Raw genomic sequence first — 11,988 nt, 5'->3', positions numbered from 1 at the left:
GTCAGGCCGCCGGGGTGATCGCGACCGCGCGGAACGAGATCCCGTGTCGCTTCTGGCCGTTGAACTCGTTCTCCCAGTCCCGCGCCTTGAGCCCGACGACCCGCACCGGCATACCCGGCTGGAGCCCTTCCGGCAGGCCCGTCTCCGGGATGGTCACCTGGTAGAGGTTCCCCTCCCCCTCGTCCGAGACCAGCAGACCCACCGTGGAAAGCGCGGCCCCGGTCTCCCGGTCCATCGCCCGCTCCCCGGTCTTCGCGTTCGCCAGCTTCGGCACCGGCGCGGTTGCCACGAACACCACAGCGGTCGACGTGTCGATCTTGAATGACGGCATCAGTTCTCCCAGCGTTGAAGACGAGGCAGCCCAAACCGGACTGCATGATGCTCGCTGTCCTAGGACTGCGAGCCGCTGAGAGAGATAGTGCATCGCAGTCCTAGGACTGTCAATAGTCCTAGGACTATGTTTCACTAGAACTCGTCGAGAGGGGTTCGAGATGGCGCCCAAGTGGCGGGAGCTGGCGGACAAGCTGGCCGAGCAGATCAGAAGGGGTGACTACGCCCCGGGCCAGCAGCTTCCGCACATCAGGACGCTTGTCGAGTCGGGCGAAGGTTCCAAGGCCACCGTGCACGCGGCCTACAAGGCCCTGGAAGCCGAGGGCCTGGTCACCTCATCGCGCGGCCACGGCACGGTCGTGCGCCAGCAAGTCCCTCTCAAGCGCTTGGGTATCGCCCGCTACGACAAGGCCAAGTGGCGAGACGGCGACGAGGTCGCGTTCATCGCTGACCGCGTGGCATCGGGCCGCAGCTACCGCCGGAACGAGCAGACCCAGACGGTGAGCCGCGTCGTGGCGCCGCCGGAGGTCGCAGCCGCACACGGGCTGCCGGAAGGCGCGGAGGTCTACGCACGCGCCCGCCTGGTCAAGGAAGGCGACCAACCGACGCACACGCTGACCAGCTACTACCGGCCCGAGCACGTGGAAGGGACGCGACTGGCCGACCCCACTCCGGGCCCCGCCGGCCGAGGCGGCGGATTCCGCGTGCTGTACGACGCGGGATACGAGATCGACCACATGAAGGAGCAGCTGTTCGCTCGCGCCGCCACACCGGACGAGGTGAAGCAGCTTCAGTTGCCGCCGGGCGAACCGGTGGTCGAGCTGCACCGGACGACGTACACGGCGGACGGCACCGTCGTGGAGTTCGCTATCGGGGTACACGCGGCATCACGCTTCGCGTGGGAGTACGACTTCAAGGTGCCCGACTCGGCGAGGGACGGAGAAGGACAGCAGTGATCTCGACGCAGGATTGGGCTGACGCGCGGCGCGTATGGGACTACCACCAGATGGGCCATGCCCCCCGGCTGTGCTCAGTGGCCATCGGACTCGGCAGTCATGACCTGGGAGTGGCCGACACCGCCGTGGACCTGTACAAGCGCGGCCTGGCCCCTCTACTCGTGTTCACCGGAGCCACCAGCCCGACGACCCGGGAGCGCATGCCCCGCGGCGAAGCCGTCCACTACCGCGAGCGGGCATTGGAGCTGGGGGTTCCCAGTGAGGCCATCCTGGTGGAACCGCACGCCCGGAACACGGGGGAGAACATCCGCTTCTCCCGGAAGCTGTTGGAGGAGAGCGGGGTGGAGGTCTCCTCGGTGCTGCTGATCAGCAAGCCGTACGAGGAGCGGCGCGCGTACGCCACGGCACGCAAGCTCTGGCCCGAGGTCGACGTCGTCAGCGCTTCCACGCCCATGACCTTCGACGAGTACGTCGACTCCATCGGTGACGCCCGTTTGGTGATCGACATGCTGGTCGGCGCCCTGCAACGGCTGATGATCTACCCGGATCAGGGATTCATGATCCGCCAGCCAGTACCCAGCGACGTGGCCGAGGCGTACGAGCGCTTGTGCCAAGCCGGGTACACGAGCCGACTTACAACCGCCGCGACATCTTCGACCTGACCAGCGGAACGAGAGCTGTTACAGGTTTCTCTACCTCATCAAGCCCCGGCTGCGCTCCGCTCCGCCGGGCGCGCTTCCCGGCTCCGCTGCGGGCGACGCTCCTGCCTCCGGCCCGCTCCGCCCGCGCTGCGCCGACGCGCGCCCACATGTGGATAGGGCCGGTGGCCATGAGTCGATCACCGCACAGCGCGGCCCAAGGTCAAGGCAATGCCTCCGGCGGGGGATCGGCCGGCACCGGGATGGAGGGGGCGCCGTCGCCGACCGCGGGCACGTTGGGGCGTGCGTGGGGTGCTCCCATCCCGTCCACCGTCGACCCAGGCAGAGCCGAGCAGACGCGGCCCCTGGCGTCCAGGTCGTTCGTACAGTGGTGCGCTCCACCTGGACGCCAGGAACCACGCCCGCTCCACGGTGTGTGGGTCGACGGCGTACGGGACGGGAGCTGGGGTGAGTGGTGGGTCGAGGTGTGTTGCGACCGCATCGCTCAGGCGGCTGAGGCTTGAACCGGCGACGTGTTTCACGTGAAACCGTGTGCGTGCAGCGGCAGTGAACAGATCCACGACTGCAACCCAGCTTCGCTACGGGAGAGCTGAGTTGCAGTGCACTTTGTGTGTTGCCGACACTCAATATGCTTTTGACCTGCGGGTATTCGGCGCACCCCTTGGTGTCAACGCCGACCGGTAGGATGAGCACAGCTACTTCGCGGAGCTCTCTTTGAACTACGGGCTCGGGGGCGTGAGTTCTTAGCTTCCGGCCCGTATCTGGTGGATTCTCAGGGCGAAGGGAGGTGGCTAGATGAGAGAGAGCTCTGCGAAACGGCGGCGCAGGTGGACCAGTCCCGAGAGGTGGCAGGTTGGCCTGGCGGCTGTGGGTCTAGCGTTCGTGATCATCGATCATGCGGGGTGGTTTCACTAGCCCGTCAGGCGGCCGGTCGGAGGCGACACGTGATGAGCTGTGAATGCAGCGAGTCCGGTCGGTATCAGCTCGACCGGACTCGCTAAGGCAAGGGGTTTGGTCCTGGTTGCCGCCGGGGCCAAACCCCCTCTGTCTACGGTACTTGTTAAAAACGCCCTGTTCAGAGGGCTGGCCGAAGACAATCTGTCTACTACAATACCTTCGCTTTGAGCTGGTGCACAGTTTGGGGCCTTGGCAGTACGCGATGCCTTGCCATGTAGCTGCAGCCGCACAGCTTGTGTTCCGATTAAGCAATCGTGCCCGGAGTGTGTGACGAGCAGCGGTGTCAAGGGCATCCCGCCAAGCTGACATCAACCTCTGACACCAACAGCCCCGAACGGGGGCGACCGGCGCTGCACTTGTACGACCAGCTACCGCGAGCGGAGCAGGTGTTGCGGCTGGGGGCTGGCCCGCCATGATCGACCTGATAAGGATGAGGCCACAGGTTCAAATCCTGTTAGCCCCACCAGCACGAAGACCCCCAGTCGATACCGGCTGGGGGTCTTCGGCATCCAGGGAAAATCGCTGTCCGGTCGTCGGAACGCGGTGATAGGCAGTCCATGTGATGACGACACTCGCGTTCCCCGTTCTGTTGCGACTGATCGACGAACGGTCGAACGCCTTCCGTGCCGCGGTGGCCTCCGCGCCCAGCCTCGACGTACAGGTGCCGACCTGCCCGGAGTGGACGCTGTTCGATCTGGCGCAGCACATCGGCGAGGGGCGCCGCGCCTGGGCCGTCACCGTCGCCGCGGGGCCTGCTCCGGCCAAGTCCGCAGCGGAGGGCGCCCCGGCTGCGCCTCGGGAGCGCGAGGCCCTGTCGGCCTGGTTGGCGGAGTCCACGGAGCAGCTGCTGGACGCGTTGCGGGAGGCCGGCCCGGATCGCGGTTGCTGGACGTGGTGGGGTGCGTCCCAGTCGCCGCAGACCTGTGGCGCCGTCGCCCGGCACCAGCTCCAGCAGATCGCGGTGCACACCTACGACGCCCAGGTCACTGTGGGCGCCCCGGAGCCGCTGCCGGATGAGGTGGCACTCGACGGTGTCGAGGAGTTCCTGTTCACCTGCGTCGCAACGACGGGTGCCTGGCCGCACAAGCCCACCGCCTTCGACTTCCACGCCACCGAGGGCCGCTCCTGGCGCCTCACGGTCGACGGCGACGGCGCACGCTCCGCCCGTATCCCCGCGCCCGGCACGGCGCCTGTCGCCGCTGCCGACGAAGGCCCGGACCAGGCTGGCGTCTCCGTTCGCGGCACGGCCAGTGAGCTGGTCCTCTTCGTGTACGACCGTATCCCGGCGGACTCTCTGCGGATCGAGGGGGACGCAGGGCTGTTCGACCTGCTCCGCGCGTGGGAACCGGAGGAGTAGATCCTGGCCCTGACCAGCGAGAAGACCCCGGTCCGGTAGGGCCGGGGGTCAGAGAAAAGGCCCGACCGCTGGCGACGGGGGATGCACCAGCGATCGGGCTATGGCCAAGGGTAACAAGGTTGTCGGTTGTGTGGGGCCAAGTCCGTGGGGAAACAGGCAGGTTGGCCGATCATCGACCGCACGGGGGGTCGTAGCCGAGCCGCGGCAGGTACTCGTGCCAGCGCTGGGGGGTCAGGACGCCCCGGGTGACCGAGCAGATGTGCCGGATCGCCGCGTCTGCGTCCAGGCTCCACAGGCGGACCGTGTCGGTGCCGCTGGAGACGCCGAGGACGTGGCTCTTGGGGCTGAAGATGAGGAAGTTGCCGGTCTTGGCGTTGGGGCTCATCGACTGGCCGATGGGGGTCGCCGCGGCGGGGTCGGTGACGTTCCACAGCCGGACCGTGTTGTCGTTGCCGCCGCTGGCCAGGGTGCGGCCGCCGGCGCCGAACGTCAGGGACGTGACCGCCTCGGTGTGGCCGGTGAGCGGCTTGCCCAGGGGTTCGGCGTGCGCGGGGTCGGTGGTGTCCCACAGCCGGACCGTGTCGTCGTCGCTGCCGCCGGCCAGGGTGTGGCCGTCCGGGCCGAAGGCGAGCGCGTTGACCGGGCCGGAGTGCTCGGTGAGTGGCTCGCCCAGCGGACGGGTGTGCGCGGGGTCGGTCACGTTCCACAGCCGGACCGTGCTGTCCGCGCTGCCGCTGGCCAGCGTGTGGCCGTCCGGGCTGAAGGCGAGGGCGTTGATGTAGCCCCGGTGGCCGGTGAGGGGCCTGCCGAGCCGGGCCGGGCGGTCCGGGTCGGTCACGTCCCAGAGCTGGACGGTGCGGTCGTCGTAGGCGGTGGCCAGGGTGTGGCCGTCCGGGCTGTAGGCCAGCGCGTCGGGGCCCATGAAGCGGGTGCGCAGACGCAGCGGCGGGCCGGCGGCGACCGGGTGGGCGGGGTCGGTGACGTTCCACAGGTGGACCGTCCGGGCGCCGGTGAGGACGGCGAGCGTGCGGCCGTCGGGGGAGAACACCAGGGAACGCTGGTCGCCGTCGGCCCGCATGAACGGCGCGCCGAGCAGGACGGGCCGGCCGGGCCGTGTCACGTTCCACAGCCGCAGCCTGCCGTCCCGGGCGGCCGTGGCCAGCACCCGGCCGTCCGGGCGGAAGGCCCCGCTCCGGCCGATCATGTCCGAGGTCGGGACCGACCACAGGCGCACCTTGCCGTCCCCGCTGCCGGTGGCGAGGGTACGGCCGTCCGGGCGGAAGCCCAGGGCGTACATCTCCCCGCTGCTGCCCGCGAGCGGCTCGCCGACCTGCGACGGGGACGAGGGATCGCTGACGTTCCACAGGCTCGCCGTGCTGTCCGCGCTCGCGGCGGCGAGCCGGCCGCCGTCCGGGCTGAACGCCACCGACCACACCGGGCCGGTGTGGCCGGTCAGCGGCGAGCCGACCGCCGTCGCACGGGCGGGGTCGGTCACGTCCCACAGCCGGATGGTGTCGTCCGCGCTGCCGCTGGCCAGGGTCCGCCCGTCGGGGCTGAAGGCCACCGAGTGCACCAGGTCCGTGTGCCCCCGCAGCGTCCTGACCGGCTCCGGCCGGCGCGGCGCGGAGACGTCCCACAGCCGGATGGTGTCGTCGTCGCCGCCCGTCGCGAGCGTCCGCCCGTCCGGGCCGAACGCCACGCAGCGCACCGCGGCGCCGTGCCCGCGCAGGGTGGTGAGGGTGCCGGGCCGGCGCGGGTCGGTGACGTCCCACAGCCGCACGGTACGGTCCTCGCCGGCCGTGGCCAGCGTGCGCCCGTCGGGACTGAAGGCGACCAGGTAGATCGTGCCCTGGTGGCCGGTGAGCGGCTTGCCCAGCGGGCGGGCGTGCGCGGGGTCGGTCACGTCCCACAGCCGGACCGTGCCGTCGTCGCCGGCGCTGGCCAGGGTGCGGCCGTCCGGGCTGAAGACGGCGCTGCTGACCCAGCTCGTGTGGCCGGTGAGGGGCCTGCCGAGCGGGGCCGGGCGGTTCGGGTCGGTCACGTCCCACAGCCGGACCGTGCGGTCGTAGCTGGCCGTCGCCAGGGTGTTGCCGTCGGGGCTGAAGGAGGTGAGGTAGACGGCGCCGGTGTGGCCGGACAGCGGGGTGGCCAGCGGCGCGTTCACGATCGAGATCAGGCGGCTGTACGTGCCCTCGTCACCGGGGCGCAACTGGTGCGCGACCAGGTCGAGCTGGGCGGCCAGGGACGGATCCGTGTGCTGGACCCGGTCCGCCTCGGCGAGCACCTGCTCGAACACGGCGTCGTCCCGCTGCTTCCAGGCGATCACCGCCGTACCGGCCGCGAGCACGGCCAGCGCCACCAGCGCCGCCACCGCGGCCCGGCTCAGCCACACCGACCGCTTGCGCAGCCGCACCGAGGCGGCCAGGAACTCCACCGCGCTCCGGGTCAGGTACGTGTCCCCGGCCGACCGGGCCCAGGCGCGGGCCTGCTCCAGCCGCGACCCCCGGTACAGCAGCGAGCTGTCCCGGTCCGAGTCCTCCCAGGCCCGGCCGTCCTCCTCCAGCCGCTGGCGCAGCAGGTGGTCGCCCCGGCCCTCGTCGATCCAGTGCCGCAGCCGGGGCCAGGCGTGCAGCAGTGCCTCGTGGGTGATCTCCACGGTGTCCGCGTCCAGCGTCACCAGCCGGGCCCGCACCAGGGCCTCCAGCGACTCCTCCGTCTTGCCGGGGTCCGACGACTCCTCCGCCAGTTGCCGCCGGGTGCCGCGCCGGCGCGTGGCCTGGGTGTCCTCGCCCAGCCGGACCAGCCGCAGCAGGAGCAGCCGGGCGGCGGCGCGGGCCGCCGGGTCCAGCCCGGACCAGGCGCGCTCCGCGGTCGCCGCGACCGCGCCCTGGATGCCGCCGGCCGCGCGGTAGCCGGCCAGCGTCAGCCGGCCGGCCTTCCGGCGCTGCCAGGTGGCCAGCAGGGCGTGCGAGAGCAGCGGGAGCACGCCCGCGTCGTGCGCGCCGCGCGGGCCGTCGGCGCTCACCTCGCGCACGATCAGCTCGGCGAGCCCCGGCTCCAGCTCCAGCCCCACCGCCTTGGCCGGACCGGTCACCGCCTCGCGCAGTTCGGTGCTGGTCAGCGGGCCGAGCACCATGTGCCGGTGCTGGAGCGCGTCGGCCAGTTCCGGGTAGCCGAGGCACTGCTCGTAGAAGTCGGCGCGGATGCCGAGGACGACCCGGACGGGCGCGGGTCCGGCGGGGCCGGCGGGCGGGGTGCAGGCGGCGTGCAGGAAGTGGATGAAGACGCGCCGGTCCGTCTCGTCGGCGCAGAGGGTGAACGCCTCCTCGAACTGGTCCACGATCACGACCGGCCGGTCGTCCGGGCCGGTCGCGCGGTCCGCCCAGGCCGCGACCGCCTCGCGCACGGCCCGGGCGATGTGCGGGGCGTCGCAGCCCGGCAGCGCCGGGTTCCGTGCCGCTTCCCGCTCGGCAGCGCGGGCGTCGGCGGCGACGCCGGCGAGATCCGGGATACGGCGGACCAGTTCACCCAGCGGATCGGCACCCGGGACGAGCTGGAGGACGGGGCCGGGCGGGTCGGCGGGGGCGTCGGCGGAACGGTCGGCGGGGTGGTCGGTGGCGCGTTCGCCGGCAGGGGCGGTGGAGGGGGCGCCGGGAGGAGCGGAGCCGTCGTAGGCGGGTCGGTGGGCAGCGCCGGCGGGTGAGGGGAGCTGGGCGGGGGCTTCCCCGGTGGGTGTCCCGTCCTGCCGGGAGGAGACCGCCCCGTCGGCTGCCGGACCCTTGCCGACCGCGCCCGCACCCGCGTTCGGGGCCCCGCCGTGAGCCCCCGTACCCGCGACCCCGCGCCCAGCCCCCACGTCCAGGGCCCCGCCTCGGACCGCCGGGACCAGGCCGGCGTTGAGCAGGGACGACTTTCCGGCTCCCGAGGCGCCGACCAGCATGACCAGGCCGCCGGACCGCTCGGCCGCGCGGAGCTGGGCGACGAGGGCCTTCGTGCTCCGTTCCCGGCCGAAGAACCACCGCGCGTCCTCCCGCCGGTACGGCGCCAGCCCCCGGTACGGGCACACGCCGCCGGCGACGGGCGGGGCCTGGGCCGGCGGCCGCCGGTTCTCCTGCGAGGGCGGCGCGGGCCGGTCGCCCGCCGGTCCGGCCACCGCCAGCTCCCACAGCCGCTGCCAGTGGGCGAGGTCGTACAGGCCGGCGGAGACCGGGGCCGGGCGCAGCCGCCGCGCCTCCGGGATCAGGATCTGCAGGACCGCCGCGAGTGCGGCGAACTGGGCCGGTACGTTCTTGGCCCGGCGCCAGTCGCTGATCCGCTGCGCGGACACCCGTACCGGCCGGCCGCGCTCATCGATCCGCTGCAGCCGTACGACCGCCTCGGAGACGCTCTTGAGGGGAGGATTTCCGGCCTCCTTGTACAGCAGCGCGAGGCGCTCGGCGAAGGCTGTGCGTGCCCCTGAGTCGGAACTCAAGGTCCCACCCCTTACTTTCCCCCGCGTGTGACGTCCGGACCGGAAAACTCACCTTATACGCCTGACCTGCGGTTAAGGGTCGGACCGGAGACCGGAACCTCCTCCGCGGCGGCGACAGATGGCAGGATCCGAACCCGGTAGCGGACCCGTCACTCACCGTCCGGACAGGCCACCGGCTCAGCGCTCGGAGAGACAGCCCATGGCACCGAACGTTCTCGGTCAAAGTCGGCCACCTCACATCGCGCCCGGCGGGTGAGCCTCACGCACACCCACGTACACCCGCACACCCCGCCCCGACCGCGCCCGCCCGCGCCACCCGCGCGCACCCCGGAAGCCGTCCCCAGTTCTTCGATCCGCGCCGTCCCGCCGACTTGGCGTGGGTCGAATGACCCGCACCGTCCGGCACCGGTCCCCACGAGGGGAGGGACCGGTGCCGGGCGGGCGGGAACCTGGCTATCTGACGGTACGTCAGATACGGTTCGGCTCGCCCGTCGTTCCCGAAGGGGTGAGTGCCATGGAGAAGCAGCGTCCCCGGTGCCCGCGACCGCCTGGCGAACCACGCTGGGTCGCGATGTTCCACGAGCCCGCGCGGGGCTCCTGGACGGTGGGCGCGCAGTCCCCGTACCGGGCTCCCGTGCTGTACGCCGTCGGTGACATGACCCGGACCGCGCGGGCGCGCGGAGACGAGGTGACGGTCGCGCTCTGGGGCCCCGAGCACGGGGCCTGGCACCTCTTCGACACCCCGTCCGCCAAGGCGCCCGCCCCCGCACCGGAGCGGCCCGCGCCCGGCTCCCCGGAACCGACCCGGCTCGCGGAACGCATGACGGACCGCCGCCACCAGGTGCTCATGGCCGGGCTGAGCAAGGCGGGCCTGTACGACCTGGGCCCCGAGGACGGCGAGGCGGTCCGCACCCTGGCCGACCGGCTCGACGAGCCGACGGTCCGCCGGGTGGCCCACTGGCTGGCGGCGGCGGGCGGGCAGCGGTAGCCGATCCGGTGGTCCGGTTCAGGAGGGGCGCTGCCGGGCAGTGACGTCCTGAAGGTCACCTGAAGGCACCGCCCACGACTGGAGGACAGATGAAGGTCTCCGTCGACCGCTCCCTGTGCTACGGCTCCGCCGAGTGCGCGCACCGGGCGCCGGCCGTGTTCGCGTTCGAGGACGGGTACGGCGTCGTACGGCCCGGCGGAGCGGACGCGGCCGAGGACCCGCGGGTCCGGGAGGCGGTCCTGGAGGCCGTCGAGAAGTGCCCCTCGCAGGCGATCGTCCTCAGCGAATAGCGTGGCCGCCCGCAGCGGACACGAACAGCGCGGCCGTGGTCACCGAGCGGCGGCCGGACCCGGCGGATAGGTCCAGCCGAAGGCGGCGAGCGCGCGCGCCCGTGCCTCCGCGACCGCCATGCGGGCCTCGCGTTCGGCGGGGTCGACATGGGCCGCCTGCCCCGTGACCTGACCCGCCCACTTGCGGTACAGCAGACCGGGCTCCGCCGAGAACCAGCCGCGGCTCACCGCGTCCAGCGCCAGCAGCAGGCCGGTGTCCTCCGAGGCCGGCAGCGCCATCCAGCCGCCCAGTGCGGTGAGCAGTTCCCGCCGTACGCACAGGCTCGCCGGGTGGACCGGGGCCAAAAAGCCGTTCCGCTTCCAGTGGTCGAGGACGGTGCCGCGCTCGATGGGGCCCTCGTCGGGGTCGCCGGGGAAGGCGGCCGTGGAGCCGTCGGGCAGCAGGTCCAGGACGCGGCACGTCGTCCAGCCGACGGTGTCGTCCGTCTCCAGCACGGCCAGGTCGCGGGCGAGCGCGCCCGGGGTGAGCTGGTCGTCGGCGTCCAGCACCTTCACGTACACGCCCTCGGCGCGCGCCAGCGCGACCGTCCGGGCGACCCCGGGCCCGCCCGGCCGGCCCTGGCGGAAGCTCACGCGGGCGTCGTCCGGGACGTGGCGGCGGACCGCGTCCGTCGTGCCGTCCTCCTGGACGACCCACTCCCACTCCCAGCCTGCGGGCAGCCGCTGTGCGCACAGGGACGCGTACGCGTCCGGCAGGAACCGGGCGGACGGGCCGTGGACAGCGGTGACTACGGTGACGCGCCGGTTCACGGCAGCGCTCACCACCTTTCCGTGGGGGTGCGGTCGTTGTCGTACGAGGATGACCTACCGGGGAAAAGCGCGAGACCCCCGGCCGAACCCGGCCGGGGGTCTGTTTCGTGTCGACTGGTGCGTACGCAAGTCGCCGTGCGGTCGAGACGTTGCGGTACTGCGGTGGGGGAGGGATCAGCAGTCGAGGGAGTCCGAGAGGTGCTGGTCGTGGGCCCTGGTCCCCGTCTGTTCCGGTACCCACGGCTGTGCTTCCGTCTCTGTCTCGGTCAGGGGGCGGTGGCGGCAGCTCGGCGTCTTGCCGTGGGCCTCGGCCCGGATCCGCTGCTTCATCGTGGGGGGCAGGGCCCTGGCGTAGGACCAGGCCCAGTGGCGCATCGCCGGGATCGTCGGGGTGGTGCGGTGCGCGGTGCCGGTGTCGGTGCTGGGGGTCTCGGTCCGGGGTGCGGCCGCGGCGGCGGTCGTGGTGGTGGCGGAGACGAGTCCGAGCGCCGTGCACAGCGCGAGGAAGGCGGTGACGATGGCGGTCCACAGCTTCATGACCTTGTTCTGGGCGGTCATGGCCCCTCACTTTCGGGTCGGGCGATTTGCGTACTTTCCTCATGATGTGTATGTGGGCCGGGAAGTGGTGGACCGACGCCCGTGGCGCGTCGATGTTCAGATCAACACCACTCGGACGGGTGCACGGGGGCGAGGAACCTCGGCCGCTGCCCGAGGCGGGAGTTGGGCCTCGACGCAGGTCACCGATCGATATCGGTCGGTGTGTATAGTCGGGCGCCAGAGGTCCCCTACGTCAAGGAAAGACGAGGTCGCGCGGTGAAGAAGCTGCTCCTGGTCGCACTGGCCGCCATCGGCGGGCTCCTCGTGTACCGCCAGATCCAGGCGGATCGCGCCGAGCAGGATCTGTGGACGGAGGCGACTGACTCCGTGCCCACGGGTTCGTGAGTCCCGATACCCGATCTGTACCGACCCCGGCCGCCTGCGCGGTCGGGGTTTCGCGTTCCCCGGCCGTGTCGGGCGGGCCCCCGCTTCGTGTTGCGGGGTCCCGGCGGGTGCGGTAGACGGCCGGGGCGGACGGTGCCGGACGGTGCCGGGCGTTTCGGACGGGCGTACGCGTTGCCCGGATGGCGCAGCGGCGGCCGGGGCAGGATGGGCCTGCGGTCCGCCGGTCCG

At 72.0% G+C, this 11,988-nt stretch carries 10 protein-coding genes; 6 read left to right on the top strand and 4 right to left on the bottom strand.

From position 1 onward, the window contains the following. Position 1: 1 nt before the first annotated feature. Positions 2-331 carry a hypothetical protein gene (locus tag OO52_RS00570; RefSeq protein ID WP_030640186.1) on the bottom strand — a complete coding sequence of 110 codons (330 nt, stop codon included), beginning with the start codon at positions 329-331 and terminating at the stop codon, positions 2-4. A gap of 160 nt (positions 332-491) precedes the next feature. Between OO52_RS00570 and OO52_RS00565 the strand changes: the two genes are divergently transcribed. The 3 genes from OO52_RS00565 (at position 492) to OO52_RS00555 (ending at position 4,259) form a co-directional block, all read left to right on the top strand. Continuing rightward, the gene (locus OO52_RS00565) at positions 492-1,286 is read left to right on the top strand and encodes a GntR family transcriptional regulator (RefSeq protein ID WP_030640187.1); all 795 of its coding nucleotides are present in this window, start codon (positions 492-494) and stop codon (positions 1,284-1,286) included. Next, a complete protein-coding gene (locus tag OO52_RS00560; RefSeq protein WP_030640188.1) occupies positions 1,283-1,948 on the top strand; it encodes a YdcF family protein in 666 nt (221 codons plus the stop codon). The genes OO52_RS00565 and OO52_RS00560 overlap by 4 nt, the downstream gene beginning before the upstream one ends. Before the next feature lie 1,516 nt (positions 1,949-3,464). Next, positions 3,465-4,259, top strand: coding sequence for a maleylpyruvate isomerase family mycothiol-dependent enzyme (locus tag OO52_RS00555; RefSeq protein WP_030640189.1), 795 nt, complete (start codon positions 3,465-3,467; stop codon positions 4,257-4,259). A 169-nt stretch (positions 4,260-4,428) separates the two neighbouring features. Here OO52_RS00555 and OO52_RS00550 read toward each other — a convergent pair whose 3' ends face one another. After that, a complete protein-coding gene (locus OO52_RS00550) occupies positions 4,429-8,730 on the bottom strand; it encodes a WD40 repeat domain-containing protein (protein WP_030640190.1) in 4,302 nt (1,433 codons plus the stop codon). A gap of 571 nt (positions 8,731-9,301) precedes the next feature. Between OO52_RS00550 and OO52_RS00545 the strand changes: the two genes are divergently transcribed. Together OO52_RS00545 and OO52_RS00540 are read left to right on the top strand one after the other, a co-directional pair. Continuing rightward, the gene (locus tag OO52_RS00545) at positions 9,302-9,718 is read left to right on the top strand and encodes a hypothetical protein (protein WP_078876847.1); all 417 of its coding nucleotides are present in this window, start codon (positions 9,302-9,304) and stop codon (positions 9,716-9,718) included. An 89-nt stretch (positions 9,719-9,807) separates the two neighbouring features. Next, a complete protein-coding gene (locus OO52_RS00540) occupies positions 9,808-10,008 on the top strand; it encodes a ferredoxin (RefSeq protein WP_030640192.1) in 201 nt (66 codons plus the stop codon). 39 nt (positions 10,009-10,047) lie between these two features. Here the strand turns inward: OO52_RS00540 and OO52_RS00535 are convergent, their stop codons facing one another. Both OO52_RS00535 and OO52_RS00530 read right to left on the bottom strand, forming a co-directional pair. Continuing rightward, positions 10,048-10,830 (bottom strand): glycosyltransferase family 2 protein, encoded by a 783-nt coding sequence (locus tag OO52_RS00535; RefSeq protein WP_234337818.1) that lies wholly within the window; start codon positions 10,828-10,830, stop codon positions 10,048-10,050. Between the two features lie 162 nt (positions 10,831-10,992). Then, the gene (locus tag OO52_RS00530) at positions 10,993-11,376 is read right to left on the bottom strand and encodes a DUF6344 domain-containing protein (protein WP_030640194.1); all 384 of its coding nucleotides are present in this window, start codon (positions 11,374-11,376) and stop codon (positions 10,993-10,995) included. Between the two features lie 255 nt (positions 11,377-11,631). On the opposite strand from OO52_RS00530, the gene OO52_RS51935 reads away from it, so the two are divergent. After that, positions 11,632-11,760: a DLW-39 family protein gene (locus OO52_RS51935; protein WP_003999697.1), complete on the top strand. Its 129-nt coding sequence runs from the start codon at positions 11,632-11,634 to the stop codon at positions 11,758-11,760. Positions 11,761-11,988: the final 228 nt, after the last annotated feature.

Origin of the sequence: Streptomyces flaveolus, assembly GCF_000716535.1 — a bacterium.
GTDB lineage: Bacteria > Actinomycetota > Actinomycetes > Streptomycetales > Streptomycetaceae > Streptomyces > Streptomyces flaveolus_A.
This window is presented reverse-complemented; position numbering and strand designations above follow the sequence as displayed.